Origin of the sequence: Methylocystis sp. L43, assembly GCF_015709525.1 — a bacterium.
Taxonomy (GTDB): domain Bacteria; phylum Pseudomonadota; class Alphaproteobacteria; order Rhizobiales; family Beijerinckiaceae; genus Methylocystis.
In genome coordinates, this window is sequence record NZ_JADNRA010000035.1 from 207,643 (window position 1) to 225,938 (window position 18,296).

At 64.9% G+C, this 18,296-nt stretch carries 19 protein-coding genes, 1 pseudogene and 1 riboswitch; of the genes and pseudogenes, 8 read left to right on the plus strand and 12 right to left on the minus strand.

Features of this window, described 5'->3' with window-relative positions:
- Window positions 1–6 precede the first annotated feature (6 nt).
- Window positions 7–465 (plus strand): DUF1810 domain-containing protein, encoded by a 459-nt coding sequence (locus tag IYX23_RS17200; RefSeq protein WP_196394191.1) that lies wholly within the window; start codon window positions 7–9, stop codon window positions 463–465.
- A gap of 4 nt (window positions 466–469) precedes the next feature.
- Here the strand turns inward: IYX23_RS17200 and IYX23_RS17205 are convergent, their stop codons facing one another.
- The gene (locus IYX23_RS17205) at window positions 470–844 is read right to left on the minus strand and encodes a DUF559 domain-containing protein (RefSeq protein WP_196394192.1); all 375 of its coding nucleotides are present in this window, start codon (window positions 842–844) and stop codon (window positions 470–472) included.
- A gap of 149 nt (window positions 845–993) precedes the next feature.
- On the opposite strand from IYX23_RS17205, the pseudogene IYX23_RS17210 reads away from it, so the two are divergent.
- Window positions 994–3,050, plus strand: a pseudogene (locus IYX23_RS17210) (carbon starvation CstA family protein).
- The gene (locus IYX23_RS17215; protein ID WP_196398861.1) at window positions 3,016–3,243 is read left to right on the plus strand and encodes a YbdD/YjiX family protein; all 228 of its coding nucleotides are present in this window, start codon (window positions 3,016–3,018) and stop codon (window positions 3,241–3,243) included. Before IYX23_RS17210 ends, IYX23_RS17215 begins: the two are co-directional and overlap by 35 nt.
- A gap of 19 nt (window positions 3,244–3,262) precedes the next feature.
- Here the strand turns inward: IYX23_RS17215 and IYX23_RS17220 are convergent, their stop codons facing one another.
- Window positions 3,263–5,245 (minus strand): PAS domain S-box protein, encoded by a 1,983-nt coding sequence (locus IYX23_RS17220; protein ID WP_196394194.1) that lies wholly within the window; start codon window positions 5,243–5,245, stop codon window positions 3,263–3,265.
- A 13-nt stretch (window positions 5,246–5,258) separates the two neighbouring features.
- On the minus strand, window positions 5,259–6,182 hold the full coding sequence (locus tag IYX23_RS17225) for a response regulator (protein ID WP_196394195.1): 924 nt from the start codon (window positions 6,180–6,182) through the stop codon (window positions 5,259–5,261).
- Window positions 6,183–6,231: 49 nt separating this feature from the next.
- Between IYX23_RS17225 and IYX23_RS17230 the strand changes: the two genes are divergently transcribed.
- Window positions 6,232–7,149, plus strand: a complete 918-nt coding sequence (locus tag IYX23_RS17230) for a uracil-DNA glycosylase (RefSeq protein ID WP_246716915.1) — start codon at window positions 6,232–6,234, stop codon at window positions 7,147–7,149.
- 204 nt (window positions 7,150–7,353) lie between these two features.
- Here IYX23_RS17230 and ispG read toward each other — a convergent pair whose 3' ends face one another.
- From ispG to IYX23_RS17265, 7 genes are all read right to left on the minus strand, one after another.
- Complete coding sequence (gene ispG, locus IYX23_RS17235; protein WP_196394196.1) at window positions 7,354–8,652, minus strand: flavodoxin-dependent (E)-4-hydroxy-3-methylbut-2-enyl-diphosphate synthase; 1,299 nt, start codon at window positions 8,650–8,652, stop codon at window positions 7,354–7,356.
- Between the two features lie 80 nt (window positions 8,653–8,732).
- Window positions 8,733–9,146: a VOC family protein gene (locus IYX23_RS17240; RefSeq protein WP_196394197.1), complete on the minus strand. Its 414-nt coding sequence runs from the start codon at window positions 9,144–9,146 to the stop codon at window positions 8,733–8,735.
- 65 nt (window positions 9,147–9,211) lie between these two features.
- A complete protein-coding gene (locus IYX23_RS17245) occupies window positions 9,212–10,063 on the minus strand; it encodes an SDR family NAD(P)-dependent oxidoreductase (RefSeq protein ID WP_196394198.1) in 852 nt (283 codons plus the stop codon).
- Window positions 10,060–11,430: a thiamine phosphate synthase gene (locus tag IYX23_RS17250; protein WP_348643682.1), complete on the minus strand. Its 1,371-nt coding sequence runs from the start codon at window positions 11,428–11,430 to the stop codon at window positions 10,060–10,062. The genes IYX23_RS17245 and IYX23_RS17250 overlap by 4 nt, the downstream gene beginning before the upstream one ends.
- A gap of 3 nt (window positions 11,431–11,433) precedes the next feature.
- Entirely contained in the window at window positions 11,434–12,222 is a 789-nt protein-coding gene (locus IYX23_RS17255) for a thiazole synthase (protein ID WP_196394199.1), read from the minus strand.
- Between the two features lie 13 nt (window positions 12,223–12,235).
- Complete coding sequence (gene thiS, locus IYX23_RS17260; RefSeq protein WP_348643683.1) at window positions 12,236–12,379, minus strand: sulfur carrier protein ThiS; 144 nt, start codon at window positions 12,377–12,379, stop codon at window positions 12,236–12,238.
- Window positions 12,351–13,412: an FAD-dependent oxidoreductase gene (locus IYX23_RS17265; protein ID WP_196394201.1), complete on the minus strand. Its 1,062-nt coding sequence runs from the start codon at window positions 13,410–13,412 to the stop codon at window positions 12,351–12,353. Before IYX23_RS17265 ends, thiS begins: the two co-directional genes overlap by 29 nt.
- Before the next feature lie 16 nt (window positions 13,413–13,428).
- A riboswitch (TPP riboswitch) is annotated at window positions 13,429–13,576 on the minus strand.
- Window positions 13,577–13,724: 148 nt separating this feature from the next.
- Here IYX23_RS17265 and IYX23_RS17270 point away from each other — a divergent pair.
- Together IYX23_RS17270 and IYX23_RS17275 are read left to right on the plus strand one after the other, a co-directional pair.
- Entirely contained in the window at window positions 13,725–14,321 is a 597-nt protein-coding gene (locus IYX23_RS17270; RefSeq protein ID WP_196394202.1) for a hypothetical protein, read from the plus strand.
- Window positions 14,322–14,409: 88 nt separating this feature from the next.
- Window positions 14,410–15,060, plus strand: a complete 651-nt coding sequence (locus IYX23_RS17275) for a glutathione S-transferase family protein (protein WP_196394203.1) — start codon at window positions 14,410–14,412, stop codon at window positions 15,058–15,060.
- On the opposite strand, the gene IYX23_RS17280 is transcribed toward IYX23_RS17275, so the two are convergent.
- Window positions 15,057–15,440: a cell division protein ZapA gene (locus IYX23_RS17280; RefSeq protein ID WP_018406317.1), complete on the minus strand. Its 384-nt coding sequence runs from the start codon at window positions 15,438–15,440 to the stop codon at window positions 15,057–15,059. The two genes, IYX23_RS17275 and IYX23_RS17280, sit on opposite strands and share 4 nt — an antisense overlap.
- 1 nt (window position 15,441) lies before the next feature.
- Window positions 15,442–15,765 (minus strand): DUF4164 family protein, encoded by a 324-nt coding sequence (locus IYX23_RS17285; protein ID WP_196394204.1) that lies wholly within the window; start codon window positions 15,763–15,765, stop codon window positions 15,442–15,444.
- A gap of 225 nt (window positions 15,766–15,990) precedes the next feature.
- Here IYX23_RS17285 and gap point away from each other — a divergent pair, with 225 nt between their 5' ends.
- A complete protein-coding gene (gap, locus tag IYX23_RS17290) occupies window positions 15,991–16,998 on the plus strand; it encodes a type I glyceraldehyde-3-phosphate dehydrogenase (RefSeq protein ID WP_196394205.1) in 1,008 nt (335 codons plus the stop codon).
- A gap of 73 nt (window positions 16,999–17,071) precedes the next feature.
- Window positions 17,072–18,277, plus strand: coding sequence for a phosphoglycerate kinase (locus IYX23_RS17295; RefSeq protein ID WP_196394206.1), 1,206 nt, complete (start codon window positions 17,072–17,074; stop codon window positions 18,275–18,277).
- Window positions 18,278–18,296 lie beyond the last annotated feature (19 nt).

Genomic DNA, 18,296 nt, shown 5'->3' on the forward strand with positions numbered 1-18,296 from the left:
TTGGTCATGACCGGCGCCTCGGACGATCCTTACGATCTCGCCCGCTTCGTCGCGGCGCAGAAGCCTGTTTACGAAAAAGTTCGAGCGGAACTCGCCGCCGGCCGCAAGCGCAGTCATTGGATGTGGTTCGTTTTTCCGCAGATCGAAGGCCTCGGCGCGAGCGCCATGGCGCAGCGCTACGCCATTCATTCTCTCGCCGAGGCGGCGGCCTATGTCGCGCATCCTCTATTGGGCGCGCGGCTCAAAGAATGCGTTAGACTCGTCAACAAAATCGAGGGACGCAGCGCGCATGAGATATTCGGCTCTCCCGATAATTTGAAGTTTCATTCGTCGGTGACGTTGTTTGCGGCGGCGGCGCCGCAAGAGCCGCATTTCGGCAAGGCTCTGGACAAATATTTTGCCGGCCGCCGCGATCCCTTGACCGTTAACTCCCTCTCCCCGCGCGCGGGGAGAGGGCAGGGGTGAGGGGCTAGGGCTTTTTCGCAGCGATGTCGTCCCGGATTTTCGCGAGAATAGTTTCGCAGACACCTTCGATATTGGCGAAAACGTCGTCGTTCGATACGCGTACAACTTGAAATCCGGCGTCGCTTAGAAAACAGGTTCGCCGCATGTCGTGCGCCAGCTCTTCCGCAGTCGAATGTGTGGCGCCGTCGACCTCAAGGATCATCGCGTGCTCTCGACACAGAAAGTCCACGAAATAAGGTCCGATCGGCTGTTGTCGGACAAACTTATATCCGCCGAGACGTCGGCTTCTCAGCTTCGCCCAAAGGCGTTGTTCCGCGGATGTCTGGGACTTCCGTAACTTACGGCCGAAAAAGGTTTCGTGCAGACGTATTCCACGCATCGCAATATCTCTGCTAACAATGCTTGCTCATCATCGGGGCAATACGCCTCGCCCCTCACCCTGCCCTCTCCCCGCCAGCGGGGAGAGGGCAGATAGCCGAAGATCTCGCAATCGTGTCGACAATTCTCGCTCGCTCTCCTCGCAACGCCATCGCGCTGTTTCCCTGGGCGCTCGTGTTCGCCCTCGTGCTGTTCTCGCTTTACACGCTCGCGGTCTCGCGCGGCGAGAACGTCAACGCCATGTGGCTCGTCACGGCGGCGATCGGAACCTACGCCATTGGCTATCGATTCTATTCGCGCTTCATCGCCGAGCGTGTGCTGGGGCTCGATGCGCGGCGCCGCACGCCCGCGCTTCGCCGCAATGACGGGCTCGATTATGTGCCGACCGACAAATGGGTGCTGTTTGGCCACCATTTCGCGGCCATCGCCGGCGCAGGACCGCTGGTGGGGCCGGTGCTCGCGGCGCAAATGGGCTATCTGCCGGGAACATTGTGGCTCTTAACCGGCGTCATCTTCGCCGGCGCCGTGCAGGATTTTCTCGTCCTGTTCATCTCCACGCGCCGCGACGGGCGTTCGCTCGGCGATCTCATCAAGACCGAGATGGGGCGCGTGCCCGGCGTCATCGCCATGATCGGCATTCTCACGATCATGATCATTCTGCTGGCGGTGCTGGCGCTCGTCGTCGTCAAGGCGCTTGCGGACAGTCCCTGGGGCGCCTTCACCGTTTTCGCGACGCTGCCGATCGCCATTTTCATGGGCGTCTACGGCCGCTATCTGCGCCCGGGACGGATCGGCGAAATGTCGGCGATCGGCTTCGTTCTGCTGCTCTTGAGCATCGCCTTCGGCCGCACCGTGTCGGAGAGCGCTCTGCTTGCGCCGCTCTTCTCCTTCAAGGCCGAGACCCTTGCCTTCATGCTCATCGGCTATGGCTTCGTCGCGTCAGTTTTGCCGGTCTGGCTGTTGCTCGCGCCGCGCGACTATCTGTCGACCTTCCTGAAGGTCGGCACGATCCTGTCGCTCGCGATCGGCATTTTCATCGTCTGGCCGGACCTGCAGATGCCGGCGGTCAGCCGCTTCATCGACGGCACCGGGCCGGTCTTCGCCGGCAGCGTCTTCCCGTTCCTGTTCATCACCATCGCCTGCGGCGCGGTGTCGGGCTTTCATGCGCTTGTGTCCTCCGGCACGACGCCGAAGATGATCGCCGACGAGACGCAGACCCGCTTCATTGGCTACGGCGCCATGCTGATGGAGTCCTTTGTCGCGGTCATGGCGCTGATCGCCGCGAGCGTGCTGGAGCCGGCGTCTATTTCGCCATGAACAGCGCCCCCGCGCTGATCGGCGCGACGCCCGATTCCGCCGCGGCGGCGATCTCCTCATGGGGCTTCGCGGTCACGCCGGAGACGCTTTCGGGCGTCGCCGCCGAGGTCGGCGAGAAGACCATATTGTCGCGCACCGGCGGCGCGCCGACGCTCGCCGTCGGCATGGCGCATATCCTCTCTTCCGCCATCGGCGGCTCGGCTGCGAAAGCCTTCTGGTATCATTTCGCGATTCTTTTCGAAGCGCTCTTCATCCTCACCACGATCGACGCCGGCACGCGCGTCGCGCGCTTCATGATCCAGGATCTCTTCGGCGCCTTCTTTCCGGCCTTCGGCAACACGCGGGCCTGGGCGCCGAACCTCGCCGCCACCGCCATCGCCGTGAGCGGCTGGGGCTATTTCCTCTATCAGGGGGTGATCGATCCGCTCGGCGGAATCAACACGCTGTGGCCGCTGTTCGGCATCGCCAATCAGATGCTCGCGGCGATCGCGCTGACGCTATGCGTCGTCGTGCTCTATCGGATGAAGCGCGAGCGCTACGCCTTCGTCGCCATCGCGCCGGCGGCGTGGCTCTATATCTGCACGCTGACGGCGGCCTTCGAGAAAATCTTCCATGAGGATCCGCGCATCGGCTTTCTGGCGCATGCGAGAAAATTCGCAGCGGCCGCCGATAAGGATCAGCTGCTGGCGCCGGCGAAGACTCTCGCAGAGATGCAGCGCGTCATCTTCAACGACTATGTCGACGCCACGCTTTGCGCGATTTACGTCACGCTGGTTCTGGCGATGCTCGGCTTCGCGATCCGAGCCATTCGCGCCGCGCGCGCCGCGCAACATGTCACAACGCGGGAGACCGAAGATGAATTGCACGATCTGCAGCCTGCCCGGGCTTGATCTCAATCGTCTCGCGCGCAAGCTGCGCGACGGCGCGAAGCTCATGGTCGGCCAGGGCGATTACGACGCCTATGTCGTGCATGTCCGCGCGAGGCACGAAGACGCGCCGATCATGACGCGCGACGAATTTTTCCGGGCGCGCGAGAATGCGCGTTTCGGCGCCGGCGGCGAGCGCGCGTTTCGGTGCTGTTGAATTTCGTCCCGAGCCCGATTCACGCCGCCGCGTCGTCGCACAACAAATCAGCGACGAGGCGGATGTCCTCCGGCGTAAAGGGTTTCTCTACGATCGGACAGCCCGAACGCGCGATGAAGCGATCTGCGCCGGGACCCAAAACGTCGCCGGTGACGAAGGCGATACGGTTGGTCATCTGCGGATGTTCGACGCTGAGCCAGTCGTAGAAAGCCGGGCCGTCGCCGTTGGGCATGCGGATGTCGCAGAGAATGAGGTCCGCTGGCCGCGCGCCGATCGCTTCTTTCGCATGGTCGCCGCTCGTCGCGATCTCGCAGTCGAAGCCGAGCCGTCGCAAAATTTCGCCGAGCAAGCCTGCGATTTCGACTTCATCGTCCACGATCAGCGCACGCCTCTGCTTGATCCGCTGCGTCGCCGTCGCCGCATTTCCGTCAACGGCGGCGCTTTCGATGCTCATGGCCTCGATCGGCAGCCTGATCGCGAAAACAGCGCCCGCGCCCGGCTGCGGCGGCTCCAGAGTGAGCGAACCTGCGTGCGACTCGATGAGACCGCGCGAAACGGCAAGTCCGATTCCGGTTCCCACCCCCTGCGGCTTCGTCGTGAAGAAAGGATCGAAAATGCGGCTGCGGATAGCGTCGGGAACGCCCGGCCCATTGTCGGAAATGTGGAGATCGAGCGTCTTGGCCGCTTGATCGGCGCGTGCGACGATCGAAATCCGCCGTGGCGCCGGCTGCGCTTCGAGCGCCTGCTTGGCGTTCACCACAAGATTGAGCAGCACCTGATGCAACTGGTCGCTGTCAGCCAAGAGCGGCGGCAGGTCCGCAGGCACGTCTTTGGTCACCTCGATGCCGGCTGTCCGCAGTCCATACGAAAGCAGTTCGAGCACGCGCTCGACGAGATCGGGAATCTCGACCCTTCCGCGTTCCGCCTCGCGCTGACGGGCCATGGCCAGGAAAACCTTGACGATTCGCGCGCAGCGGTTGGCGGCTGTCTCGATTTTCGCGCCGCGTTCCGCAAATTCCTCAAAATGCGTGTCGAAATTCGCATGCGACTGAGCCGCCTCGCGCAGCATGAGCGCCTGTCCGATGACGATGGAGAGCGGATTGTTGAGTTCATGCGCCACCCCGGCGAGGAGCGATCCAAGGGCTGCGAGTTTTTCGTTTTGGTAGAGCGCTTCTCTTTGGCCTTCGATTTGCGCTTGCGCTTCTCGCGCCGGACGTAGGTCGCGAAGATGCGCCGTGAAGAGAGCGTTTGGGCCCGAACCAACCGCTGTGATCGCCAATTCGACGGGAATGCGCGAACCGTCGGCGCGCATCGCCTCCAATTCGACGCGCCGCCCGATAACGGAGGAGGGCCCGCCCGCCCGGAAGCGCTCAAGCCCGCTGTTGTGATGATCGCGCATTTCCACAGGGACGATCAGTTCGGCGACGGTCTTGCCGATCGCGTGCTCGCGCGAATAGCCGAATGTCGCCGAAGCCGCAGGATTGAACTCGACGACGCGGCCCTGCGCGTCGATGACGACGATACAGTCCAGAGCGGAGTCGACCACCGCCGCATGAATCGCCTCCCGCGTCCTGTGCGATTCCAGCAGTTCCAGCCGATCGCTTTCGCACTGCTGCTCGGCGTCGGCCAGCGGACGCGCGACGCAGACGACGCCCTGCATGACCCCGCCCGGCGTGAACGGCCTGAGCTCCTCTTCGATCCAACGGGGGGCGCCGTCCGCGTCGTCAACGAAACGGCGCAGGCGTTGCGGCGCGTTCGCCGAAAGATTTTGCATCGCTGCTTTGTAAAGACTGGCCGCCTCGGCCCCCAAAACGTCGTCGACGAACTTCCCGATGACGCAATCCTCTGTCGCTCCGAGCGCCAGGAGAAACTCGCGATTGACGTAGCGATAGCGTAGCTCCACGTCGAGAAAGGCGGCGCGGCCCGGCATAGCGTCGAACAACGCCCGCAGCAGCGCGCCGCCGGTCCCCGGCGCTTGCGTCGCCCCTTGCTGGATGTTCATTTGAGGCGCTCTCTCAATTGGATGCGCGCTCCGTGAGCGCCGCGCTGGAGATCTCGTGCAGCCACAACTGCGCCGGCTCGGCGATGTTTTTGAGCGCGTGCCGTCGCGCCACGAAGTCCTTGCGTATATTCCCGCGCGTCATCGCGTGCGCCACATCCGAAATCATCACCGAACCGGCCGGCGCGGCTTCCTGTATTCGTGCGGCGAGCGCCACGACTTCGCCGAAGCGGTCTCCGTTTCGAACGATCACGTCGCCAACCGCCACGCCAATGCGCAACTGCAGCGTTTGCGCGTGCCCATGCGCCGTCGCATAAGCGCGCGTTTCCGTCTGGCATTCTACGGCCCATTCGATCGCGTTGTGCACGCTGGCGAAATCGATCAGCGCGCCGTCGCCGAGCATCTTGAATAAACTTCCGGAGCGGCGAGGAAGCGATTGCGTGACGACGTCGCGAAAGAACCGGTCGATGAGCGCCAAGCCGTTATGCTCGTCGTGATGAATCAAGCGCGTGTAGCCGACGACGTCGATCGACGCGATGGCCGCCAGCCTTTTGCCGGCGAGGGCGGCGCGCGCCATCTTTCTGCGCCGCAGCAGGCCACGGATACGCGCCAGCATTTCGCGCATGTGATACGGCTTAGTGACATAGTCGTCGGCGCCCGATTCGAGCCCAACGATGCGGTCGATCGCGGAATTGACCGCTGTTGCGAAGATGATGCCCGTCGAGCCGCGCGCATTCAGCCATCTTGCAAGCGACAGCCCGTCTTCGCCCGGCATGTTGATGTCAAGAATGGCGAGATCGATCGCCTCGAATTCCACCATGGCGCGGAATTCTGCGGCGTTCGGCGCCGCGAGAACGCGATAGCCGTTCGTCGACAGGAATTCGGCGAGCAGCTCACGTAAGTCCTGTTCGTCTTCGGCAATGGCGACGGTCTCGAGCATCGGCCGATCGGTCTCATCAAGAGAAAGCTTTGATTTGGCGCAATATAGATTGCGCAAATCGCCGCCGCAAAATGTGCGGCTCCACACCGCTTCGGTTGATCTCGCGCCAGCTTCGTTTAGTCTCAATGTCATGCGCGCCGACCTTCCGGAAAATGCCAACGCGGTCAGGGCTTTGCTCGACTGGTACGTTCAAAGCGGCGTCGATCTCGCGCTCGACGAGGCGCCGCACGACCGCTACGCGGACAGCGCGCGTGCGGCAGTTGCGCAGCTTCCCCAGGCGTTGGACACAGGAGCGCCGCCGATCCCGTTACAGCCACAGGCCGCCGAAAGCCCGCGGCGCGCCGCGGCGCCGATCGCCGCGCCGGATGAAGCCATTCGCGCGGCGGAGCAGGAGGCCTCCAGCGCGCGCGATCTTGATGAACTCGCCGCGCGTCTCGCCGATTTTCCGCATGCGCCGTTTCGCGACATGGCGCAGCATTTTCTGTTCGGCGCCGGCGCTCCCGGCGCGCGCCTCATGGCGTGCGACGCCGCGCCGGGCGTGACGGAAGAAACAAGCGGCGAGGCGTTCGGCGGACTTTCGGCGAAACTCCTCGACAATATGCTGGCGGCGATCGGCTTTGATCGCTCCAGCGCTGCTCTCGCCTATGTCTCGCCCTGGCGCCCGCCCGGCGATCGCGCGCTGTCCCCGCATGAAGCGGCGATCTTCGCGCCATTCGCGCGCCGCCGGGTCGAATTGGCGCGGCCGGACGTTTTGCTGATTTTTGGCGAAGCGCCGGCGCGGATCATGCTCACGACGAACGAGCCGGTGGGAAAGCTGCGCGGCAAGGCGTTTGAAGCGCGTTGCGGCGCGCATGTCGCGCGCGCGTTCGTATTTTCCAGTCTCGAAGCGATGCTCAAAAGCGCGCCGCTGAAGCCCGCCGCCTGGCGCGATCTGCGAAGGGCCGCGGCGGCGCTGCAGAATTGCTAGTTCCGGAGAAAAGTAGCCCCCTCCCTGTCCCTACCCCGCTTGGCAAACCGGGTGTTCCCGGTTTGCGCATCGACGCCGAAGTCGGCAACAGCCGACTTCGGACGGGAGAGGGGACGCAAACGATCAGCATTCGCGTCGTTTTAATGAGGGCGGACTCTGCTCCCTCTCCCGCGAAGCGGGGGAGGGTTGGGGTGGGGGCGTAGCCTACTCCGCCGCTTCGCCCTTCGCGCCGCCGCCAAAGCGGCGCACGATGTAATCGTCGACGATGCGGGTGAATTCCTCGGCGATGCCCTCGCCGCGCAGCGTCATCGCCTTCTTGCCGTCGATGAAGACGGGCGCGGACGGAGTCTCCCCCGTGCCGGGCAGAGAAATGCCGATGTCGGCGTGTTTCGACTCGCCGGGACCGTTCACGATGCAGCCCATCACCGCGACATTGAGCGTCTCGACGCCTGGATATTGCGCGCGCCAGGCCGCCATCCGCTCGCGGATATGCGCCTGGATGTCGCGCGCGAGTTCCTGAAACACGGTCGAGGTGGTGCGCCCGCACCCCGGGCAGGCCGCGACGAGCGGCACGAAGGTGCGAAAGCCCATGGTCTGCAGAATTTCCTGGGCGACGCGCACTTCGAGCGCGCGATCGCCGCCGGGTTCGGGCGTCAGCGACACGCGGATCGTATCGCCGATGCCGTCCTGCAGCAGCACGCCGAGCGCGGCCGATGACGCGACGACGCCTTTCGAGCCCATGCCGGCCTCGGTGAGGCCGAGATGCAGCGCATAGTCGCTGCGCGCCGCCAGCATGCGATAGACGGCGATGAGGTCCTGCACCGCCGAGACTTTGGCCGAGATGACGATGCGGTTTTTCGGCAGGCCGATTTCCTCGGCGCGTCGCGCCGACATCAGCGCCGAGCGGACCAGCGCCTCGCGGGTCACGGCGCGCGCGTCGAGGGGCCTGTCGGAAGCGGCGTTGACGTCCATCAGATAGGTCAGCAGCTCCTGGTCGAGCGAGCCCCAATTGGCGCCGATCCGCACCGCCTTGCCGTGCTTGGCGGCAAGTTCGACGATCGAGGCGAACTGCTTGTCCTTCTTTTCCTTGAAGCCGACATTGCCCGGATTGATGCGGTATTTGGCGAGCGCCTCGCCGCAGGCGGGATGATCGGCGAGCAGCTTGTGGCCGATGTAATGGAAATCGCCGACGAGCGGGACGTGGCATCCCTTCTGCGCGAGCTTCTCGAAAATATGCGGCACGGCCGCCGCCGCCTCGTCGCGATCGACGGTGATGCGCACCAGCTCCGAGCCCTGCTGCGCCAGCGCCAGAACCTGCGTTACGGTCGACTCGACATCCGCCGTGTCGGTGTTGGTCATGGACTGAACGACGACCGGCGCGCCGCCGCCGACGATCACCGCGCCGGGGCCCGCGCCAATAGCCACCGCGCATGTGCGCCGGCGGGGCGTCGGTTCGGCGGCGACCGGGTCGGGCAGACGGGTCTCTGATGCGGCTTCGTTCATGGCGGTCGTTTCGGCATCGTTGCGGACGCCGATAGGTCGCCCGTAACGGCCGCAAGGTCAAGCGTCGGGCGCCGTGTCCATTAGTCGTTTGGTTGGGGGGCCGGCGTCATCCAGGCGACGAAGGCTCCGCCTGGCTGTTGCAGCACCGCCATGCGGCCGACACCGGGGATCTCCAAGGCGTCCTTGCAGATGATGGCGCCGGCGGCCTTGGCCTTCTCCAGGCGAGCGTCCACGTCATCGACGCCGATATAGGTCAGCCAATGTTCTGGAACGCCCGCCAGTTCCGGGCCTTTCATCTCGAACATGCCGCCGACCCGCGCGCCCTGCGAACTGATGATCCAGTATGTGAAGCCCTCCATCGGGATGCCCTCGAAGCTCCAGCCGAGAGTTTGGCTGTAAAACGTCTTCGCGCGCTCGACGTCGCGGACATTGAGCTCGTTCCAGCAGACCGCGCCATGTTTTTGCGGCGCGCCACAGTCATTGGCGTTGGACATAGCCTCTCCTCTTTCAGCTCAACATCGTTGCGGACGATCGGAAGGATCCGTCCCCGGGCGGTTGCCTATTTCGGCAGCAGGCCGAGCCGGCGCGCCGTCAGCCGGTCGACGAACCGCGCCGGCAATAGGCTGCGCAGCGTGTAATCAGTAAAGCGATTTCTTACCACCGGAATGCGGAGGGGCGGGCGCGGCGCCGTCAGCGCTCGCAGCACGGCGCGCGCGACGACCTCGGGCCCCGGGGCGCGGCGGCCTGCCTCGACAAGCCACTTCAGCATCCTCCGGCCTGGCGCGGCATAGGCCGTGCCCTCGAACAGAGCGAGATCGGTCTCTTCGGCCTTGTCCCAGATCGGCGTCGCGATCATCCCCGGCTCGACCAGGACGACATCGACGCCATGGACCATCAGCTCGCGCCGCAGCGCGTCCGACATGCCCTCTAATCCGAATTTCGAGGTGGCGTAGGCGCCGAGAAACGGCGCGGCGAAACGTCCGGCGACCGAACTCATATTGACGATGCGGCCGGGCGCCCCGCGCCGCTGCGCGCCAGCGCCGAGCAGGGGCGCAAACGCCTGGATGATTCGAAGCTGGCCGATCAGATTGACCTCGATCTGGCGCCGAAAGTCGTCGATCGGCAGATGCAGCAGCGGGCCGGGAACGGCGACGCCGGCGTTGTTGACGAGGCCCGCGAGCGTTTCGCCTTCGAGGCGGGCCTCGACCTCGCGCGCGGCGGCGGCGATGGATTCGGAGTCGGTCACGTCGAAGAGGAGCGGAATGACGGACTCGCCGTGCCGAGCCGTGAGCGCGGCGGCGTCGGAGTCCTTACGGACCGAGGCGAAGACGAGAAACCCGTTCTCAACCAATAAAACGACGCAGGCCGCGCCGATCCCGGTCGAGGCGCCGGTCACGACCACGGCCCTCATACGCGTTCTCCCAATGTCGCGAGGAGGTTTGCGAGCGCCACGCGCGTTTCGCCGTCGGCCCGGCCGTCGACGTTCGCAGGGCGGAAGTGACGCTGGAACGCTTCGACCGCCAGAACGGTCTGCGCGTCATACACGCCTGTTTGCTCGACGCCATAGCCGTAAGCTGCAAGGTCGCGCTGGAGCGACGCGACCTTGGCGCCCGCATCGCCGAGCGAGACTGTCGTCGCGCCGAGACCCGGGTTTTGCTCGACAACCCGCCCGACGCCATGGCGTGCGAGCGCCTCCCAGGGAAAGAACTCACCGGGGTCCCGCTTGCGCCCAGGCGCGATGTCGGAATGCGCCAGCACGCGCTCAGGAGGTATCGCGTGGCGCCGGCAAATGTCCTTGGCGAGCGCCGCCGTCGCCTCGATTTGAGCCGTCGGATAGGGTCTCGGGTCGTCGTGGCCGGGATGAACGATTTCGATTCCGATCGAAGAGGAGTTCATGTCGGTCTCGCCTGCCCAGAAGCTTACCCCGGCATGCCAGGCGCGCCGCGACTCCGGCACGAGCTGCAATATGCTTCCGTCTTCGTTCACGACATAATGCGCCGAGACCTCGGAGCGCGCATTGCAGAGCATGGCGAGCGCCGATTCCGCCGTCGGCATCCCGGTGTAGTGAAGCACCAGCGACGAGATCGGCCGCAGACGCGCGCCGTGATTGGGGGAGGGGCACACGCGCGCATCGGCGTAGTCGGGCGCGAAGAAGCCCTCGCGCTCACGCCACGGCTGCGTCGCAGAGAGCCATTCCCGCGCGCGCGCCTCCGGATCGGCGTTGCGCAAAATGTCGGTGACGACGCAGGCGCTGTCCGCGCCCGCGGCAAGCGCGGCGATGGCGCGTTCGGGGGTCAGTCCGCCGATGGCGACAAGCGGCGTCTCGCCGATCTGCGCCTTCCAGGCGCCCAGCCGGGCGAGGCCCTGCGGCGCGAAGGCCATTTGTTTCAGCAGCGTGGGATAGATCGGCCCCAGCGCGACATAGTCCGCCTCGAGCGACAGCGCCCGGTCGAGTTCGGTTTGGTCATGGGTCGAAACGCCGATCCTGACGCCGGCGCGGCGCAGCGCCGGGATGTCCGCCGCGTCGAGATCGCCCTGGCCGAGATGGACGAAGTCGCAGCCTGCATCGATCGCGAGGCGCCAATAGTCGTTGACGACGAGCTGCGCGCCCTGTCGCGCGCACATCTCCCGCGCGGTCGCGATCTGCGCCCGCACGTCATTCTCGGGGCGATCCTTCACCCGCAGCTGCACGAGCTTAACGCCCTGAGGCAGCAGTCGGGAAAGCCAATCAGCGTCGTCAACGATGAGATAGAAGGGATCGAGCCTCAGCGCCGCCACCCGCTACGCCAGTCTGTCGAAGGGACGGCCGATGATCGGCGTCGAAGGCTCCGCCATATCGCGCGGGGTCATCGGCTGCGCACGAAAGCCGGCGCGGCCGGCTTCGATCGCGAGGGCGAAGGCCCGCGCCATCAAGACGGGGTCGCCGGCGCGGGAAACGGCGGTGTTGAGCAGCACGGCGTCATAGCCCATCTCCATAACGAGCGCGGCGTGGGAGGGCGCGCCGAGCCCCGCGTCGACGATGAGCGGGATATCGGGAAAATGCGCGCGCAGCGCCCGCAAGGCGAAAGCGTCGTTGACCCCGCGTCCGGAGCCGATCGGCGCCGCCCAGGGCATCAGCACGCGGCAGCCGGCGTCGAGCAGCTTATCCGCCACCACGAGATCGTCGGTCGTGTAGGGAAAGACCTTGAAGCCGTCATTCGCGAGCGCGCGCGCCGCCTCGACGAGCCCGAAGACGTCGGGCTGTAGCGTGTCCTCTTCCCCGATCACTTCCAGTTTGATCCAGTCGGTCGCGAAGACTTCCCGCGCCATTTGCGCGGTTGCGATCGCCTCCTTGGCGGTGCGACAGCCGGCGGTGTTTGGGAGCACGCGCACGCCGACGTCGCGGATGAGGCTCCAGAAGGCCTCGCCCGCGCGCGCGCCGCCGGCTTCGCGTCGCAGCGAGACGGTGACGATCTCGCATCCCGACGCGCGAATGGATTCCGCCAGGATGGCCGGCGAAGGATAGCGGGCGGTGCCGAGCAGCAGCCGAGAGGACAGCGCGACGTCGTAAAGCGTCACCGGGTCATTCATGCGTCAAACTCGCTCACCCGCCCTGTCTCGGCGTCACGATTTCGACGGCGTCGCCTTCGCAAAGCCGCGTCTCGGCGCGGTCCCTGGCGCGCACGAATTCCTGGTTCAAAGCGGTGCCGACGGTCTTTTCATCGTACCCCAGTTCGTCCAGCAGCATTTGCAACGTCGTCGCGCTCACATCCTGCGGCCGCCCGTTGATTTGAATCAGCATCCATCACCTCTGGGAAATACCCGTCGTTTACGACGACCTCAGCCGCGCGGCGCGCCAGCGCCGGCGCAAGCAGGAACCCGTGGCGGTAGAGCCCATTGATATAGAGTGTGTGACCCCGCTTCAAAAGACGGGGCAGATTATCGGCGAAGGCAGGACGGAGGTCCGAGCCGGTTTCGACAATTTCGGCCTCGGCGAAGGCCGGGTGGACCGCAAAGGCGGAGTTGACGAGTTCGACGACCGACCGCGCGGTGACCCGCGCGCGCTCCTCATTCTCGATCATCGTCGCGCCGACCATGAACAGCCCCTCGCCGCGCGGAACGACATAAACCGGCCGGCGCGGATGCAGCATGCGCACCGGACGCGTCAGGGAAATCTCGTCGCTGCGCAGAATCAGCATTTCGCCCTTGACGCCGCGCAGGCCGGGAAGCGCGTCGCGCGCCGCAAAGCCGCGGCAGTCGATGACCCAATCGGGGATCGTCGCCAGTGCGGCGGCGTCCTGCTGAACATGCAGCGTCACATTCGGCAGTTGCGCGAGGCGCCCGGTCAGCGCAACGAGCGCCGCGCGGGGATCGAGATGCGCTTCTTGCCGAAAAAACAACGCGGCGTCGAAACGCCCGGCGAGATCTGGCTCGAGCGCCGCGATGGCCTTCGCGTCCAGTGATTCGAAATTGCGCGTGCGCCGGGCGAAGTCGGCGAGTTCCGCCCGCTCCCGCGCGGGCGCCACGACAAGGCTGCCGGCGATTGTCGCGATTCCAAGCTCGCGCGACCAGAAATCGAGCGCCTCTTCGCCGAGCGTGGCGACCAGGGGCTCGGCGCTTTCCAGTTCGCACCAGGGCGCGATCATGCCGCCGGCGAAACGCGAGCAGCCAAGGCCCGGCGCAGACTCGCGCTCGACGATCTCCACCTCCACGCCCTTCCGCGCGAGCGCATAGGCGGCGCAGAGTCCGGCGACGCCGGCGCCGATCACGCGCGCGAGCATGAGCGGGGCCTTTTGGGAAATCTCGCTGACACCATCCCTCCGCCAGTCTCAACTGGATCAGGTTCGAAGGGTCGCCGCCCCCGCGTTCTCGCGCGTCTTGCGGCCTCTCAGCCCTGTGGCGGCCTCGTTGGAGCGCCGCCGGGCGGGCTCCCCCGGCGGACGCAGGCTGGCGCGAAGCGCTGAGGCAGTCAAGCGCTTCGCTCGACTCGTTTAGGTCGCCGCGCCGCGCCGGGGCTTGCCAGACGTCATATGATGGCTCAGTTTGCGCAAAGAAAAGCGCGCTAAAAAAGCGCAGCATACCGGGAGAAACTCATGAACTTCATCAGCAAAACGGCCAGCGTCCGCAGGACGTTGGCCGGCGCCGTTCTCTGTGGCCTGCTCGCCTGCGCGATTTCAGCGGCGCCGGCTGACGCGGCGCAGCTCGGCGAATATTTTCCCATTCCGAATTCGCTGAGCCTCAGCGGGGTTCCGCGCGACTCGCTCCTGAAGATCCAGTCGAAATGGCTGCGGAACGGCCTCGACAATCTCAAGAAGGCGCGCGCTGAAGCCGAAGCGGCGCTCGAAAAAGCCAAGGCCGACGCTCCGGACAAGGTCGCCGCGGCGGAGGAGAAGATCAAGAAGCTCGATGAGATGATCGCCGAAACTCAGCAAGAACTCGCGCTGTCCGAGAACAGTGATTCGTCGCATGACATTCAACGAGAGCGCAAACGCAACTTGCTGCTGGCTCTCAATCAGTGGATCAATGAGCTCAATCGCCTCGCCACAGAGCAGATGAAGATCGCGATTATGAAGGATGGCGCCGAGGCCATGGCGGCGCAAAACCAAAATTATCAATTATCGGAACAGGCGGACAATCTCGAAAAAGCCAAGCGGGACCCGAGTTTCGAAGATTGGGGCGTGAACAAGTAATCTCAAGCGGGCGATGGGGGTCAGGCTCACTGACCGAGTGTGCCGCCGATGAGTTGAGGAGACTGGCGGCTGTCCGGCGAGCTTTACAATGACCCCCACCATTACCGCCTTTGAACGGTCGCCCGATAGCGGCAAGGGACTGGCGCGTGACATGCGCGTTCGCTGGGCGCTCGAAGAAGTGGGCCAACCCTACGACGTTCGGCTACTTTCATTCAAAGCGATGAAGGAGCCGGCGCATCTCGCGCTTCATCCTTTCGGACAGATTCCGACCTATGAAGAAGGCGATCTCGCGCTCTTCGAGTCGGGGGCGATCGTGTTCCATATCGCGGAGCGCCATGCTGGCCTGCTGCCAGACGATGTGAATGCGCGGGCGCGCGCGATCACATGGATGTTTGCAGCGCTCAGCACGATGGAGCCGCCAGTCATTGATCTTGCATTCGCCAGGCTTCTGGAGCGCGACGAAGCCTGGTACGAGCAGCGTCTGCCTGTCGTCGAGGAACGCGTCCGTAAACGGCTGAGCGAACTTTCGGGTCGCCTTGGCGACGCCGAATGGCTCGATGGTCCGTTCAGCGCGGGCGACCTGATGATGGCGTCGGTGCTGCTCAGGTTGAAAGCGTCGGGTCTACTGGACCAATATCCGAACCTCTCCGCCTATGTCGCCCGCGGCGAAGCGCGGCCCGCATACAGGCGTGCTTTCGAGGCTCAACTGGCGGTTTTCACCGCCGCATCCAGGACCTAGAGACCATCGTCCGGCGACGCGGCCGGCGGCGACAGTTCGCCATTGAGCTTCACGATCCGACGCGTCGCGTCGCCAAGCGCCTTGGCGGCGAGCGCCGACGCCGCGTCGCTCGCCTTCCGCGCGGCGTCGAGCTCGGCGCGCAGCGCAGCGAACTCGGCTTCCGTCGCCTGCGCTTTGGCGCGTGCGTCCGTCGCCTCGTCGGCGATTGCGAGCGCGGCCATCACGATGATGCGCTGCTCGCCGATCTCGCCGAAGCTCTCGCGCATCGACTGGATCTTGCTTTCCACGTAACGCGCGAGCTCTTCGATCCGCTGCTCCTCGCCCTCCTCGCAGGACATGCGATAGGTGCGGCCGGCGATGGCGACGACGACGGCGGCCATGTCAATCCTCCTGGGTCGAGGCCACGCCCGCCCCGCCGAGCGCCGCGGCGACGCCTTCGCTTGCGGCTTCAAGCCTTCGCAGCACCTCGTCGCGGCTCTTCTCCAGGGCGTTCTGCCGCGCCAGCGCGGCGTCGAGATCGAGGGCGAGGCGCGACCGATCGTCTTGCATGACGGCGAGTTCTTCTTCGAGTTCGGCGCTGGACAGCTCGTCTTCGAGCTTTGCGGCGACCGTGCGCTCCAGCTGAGCGAGCGCCGCCTGCAGCTCTGCGACGGCGGCCTCGAGCCTCTTGGCGTTTTCTTCGTCGCGCTTATCTGATTGGTTCATCGCCGGTCGCAGAATGTGCATGGCTTTGCGGCGCGGCGAACGCGCCGAACGATTCGCTTGCCAGCCTGTTCCTAGCATGAATCGCGCAAATCGAAACCGCGCCAAATGGCGCGACCTCGGCGCGTTGACAGGGGGGCGCGAGGTGCTATCACACGCTCGCCTCCAGAGCCAACAGGCTCGATGGCGAGGGCCGCGGAGTTCCGGCGGCGCAAGGAGATTTTCCAAATGACCGTGAGAGTGGCGATCAACGGATTCGGGCGCATCGGCCGCAATATCCTGCGCTATATCATCGAGACCGGACGCACGGACCTCGAAGTCGTCGCCATCAATGATCTCGGCCCGGTCGAGACCAATGCGCATCTGTTGCGATATGATTCAGTGCACGGCCGCTTCCCGCATGAGGTGAAAGTCGCCGGAAACACGATCGACGTCGGCCGCGGCCCCATCCAGGTGACCGCCATCAAAAATCCGGCCGAGCTTCCCTACAAGGACCTCAAGATCGACATCGCGCTGGAATGCACCGGGCTTTTCACCGCGCGCGACAAGGCCAAATTGCTGCTCGACGCGGGCGCGAAGCGCGTGCTGGTTTCAGCGCCCGCCGAAGGCGCCGACATTACGGTCGTCTATGGCGTCAATCACGACAAGATCACCAAGGATCATCTCGTGATCTCCAACGCCTCCTGCACGACGAACTGTCTCGCGCCGGTCGCCAAAGTGCTGCACGAGGCGATCGGCATCGAGAAGGGGATCATGACGACGATCCACTCCTATACGGGCGATCAGCCGACGCTCGACACGATGCATAAGGATCTCTACCGCGCTCGCGCGGCGGCGCTATCGATGATCCCGACCTCGACGGGCGCGGCGAAGGCCGTCGGACTCGTATTGCCGGAGCTGAACGGCAAGCTCGACGGCTACGCCATTCGCGTGCCGACGCCCAACGTCTCGGCGGTCGATCTGAAATTTGTCGCCAAGCGACCGACGACGAAGGATGAGGTGCACGCCGCGATCAAGGCCGCCGCCGATGGTCCGCTCAAGGGCGTGCTCGGCTACACGGACGAAAAGCTCGTGTCGATCGACTTCAACCACAATCCGCTCTCGTCCTGCTTCCATCTCGACCAGACCAAGGTCCTGGACGGCAATCTCGTGTCGATCCTGTCCTGGTACGACAATGAATGGGGCTTCTCCGGCCGCATGACCGATGTGGCGAGCGCGATCGGCAAGCTTCTTTAAGCATTGTTCCACCACGCCGGCGCGGACCTTCGGGTCCGCGCTTGCCTTTTCAAGCCGCGATTGGACGCCCGACATGACCGCTTTCCACACTCTCGACGACGTCGATGTCAAAGGAAAGCGCGTGTTGCTGCGCGTCGATCTCAATGTGCCGATGGAGGACGGGCGCGTCACCGACGCGACGCGCATCGAGCGTGCGCTGCCGACGATCAACGAGATCGTGGAAAAAGGCGGCAGAGTCGTTCTACTTTCGCATTTCGGCCGGCCGAAGGGCCAGCGCGTCGACGAGGAGTCGCTGCGCCAGGTCGTCCCGACGCTCGAACATTTTCTCAAACGCAAGATCGCCTTCGCCGACGATTGCGTCGGCGACGCTGTGGCCAAGATCGTCGATGGGCTCAAGGACGGCGACGTCGCCCTGCTTGAGAACACCCGCTTTCACAAGGGCGAAGAAAAGAACGCCGCCGACTTTATCGACGCGCTCGCCAAGAGCGGCGACATCTTCGTCAGCGACGCCTTTTCGGCGGCGCATCGCGCGCACGCCTCGACCGAAGGAATAGCCCACAGACTGCCGGCCTACGCCGGCCGCGCCATGCAGGCGGAGCTCGAAGCGCTGCAATCCGCGCTCGCCAATCCGCAGCGGCCGGTCATGGCGATCGTCGGCGGCGCGAAAGTGTCGACGAAGCTCGAACTCCTGGGCAATCTCGTCGCGAAGGTCGAATATCTCGTCATCGGCGGGGGCATGGCCAACACCTTCCTCGCGGCGCAAGGCAAGAGCGTCGGCAAATCGCTGTGCGAACATGATCTCGCCGGGGCCGCGCGGGAAATCCTCGTCAAAGCAGAGAAGGCCGGCTGCGACGTCGTGCTGCCGATCGACGCCACGGTCGCGCAAAAATTCGAGGCGCATGCGCCGTCGCATATCGTCTCGGTCGATCATGTCGGCGAAAACGACATGATCCTCGACGTCGGGCCGAAATCGATCGCCCATGTCGAATCGCTGCTCGCCAAGTGCAAGACGCTGGTGTGGAACGGCCCGTTCGGAGCGTTCGAACTTCCGCCCTTCGACGAAGGCACCAACGCCGTCGCGCAGACGGCGGCGCGGCTTACCGTCGAGGGCAAGCTGCTGTCGATCGCCGGCGGCGGCGACACCGTGGCGGCGCTCAACCAGGCGCATGTCGCGCAGGAATTTTCGTATGTGTCGACGGCCGGCGGCGCCTTTCTCGAATGGCTCGAAGGAAAGACGCTGCCGGGCGTCGCGGCGCTGACGCAATCTTCACAGCGCTAGAACGGCGACCGCTTGGTCC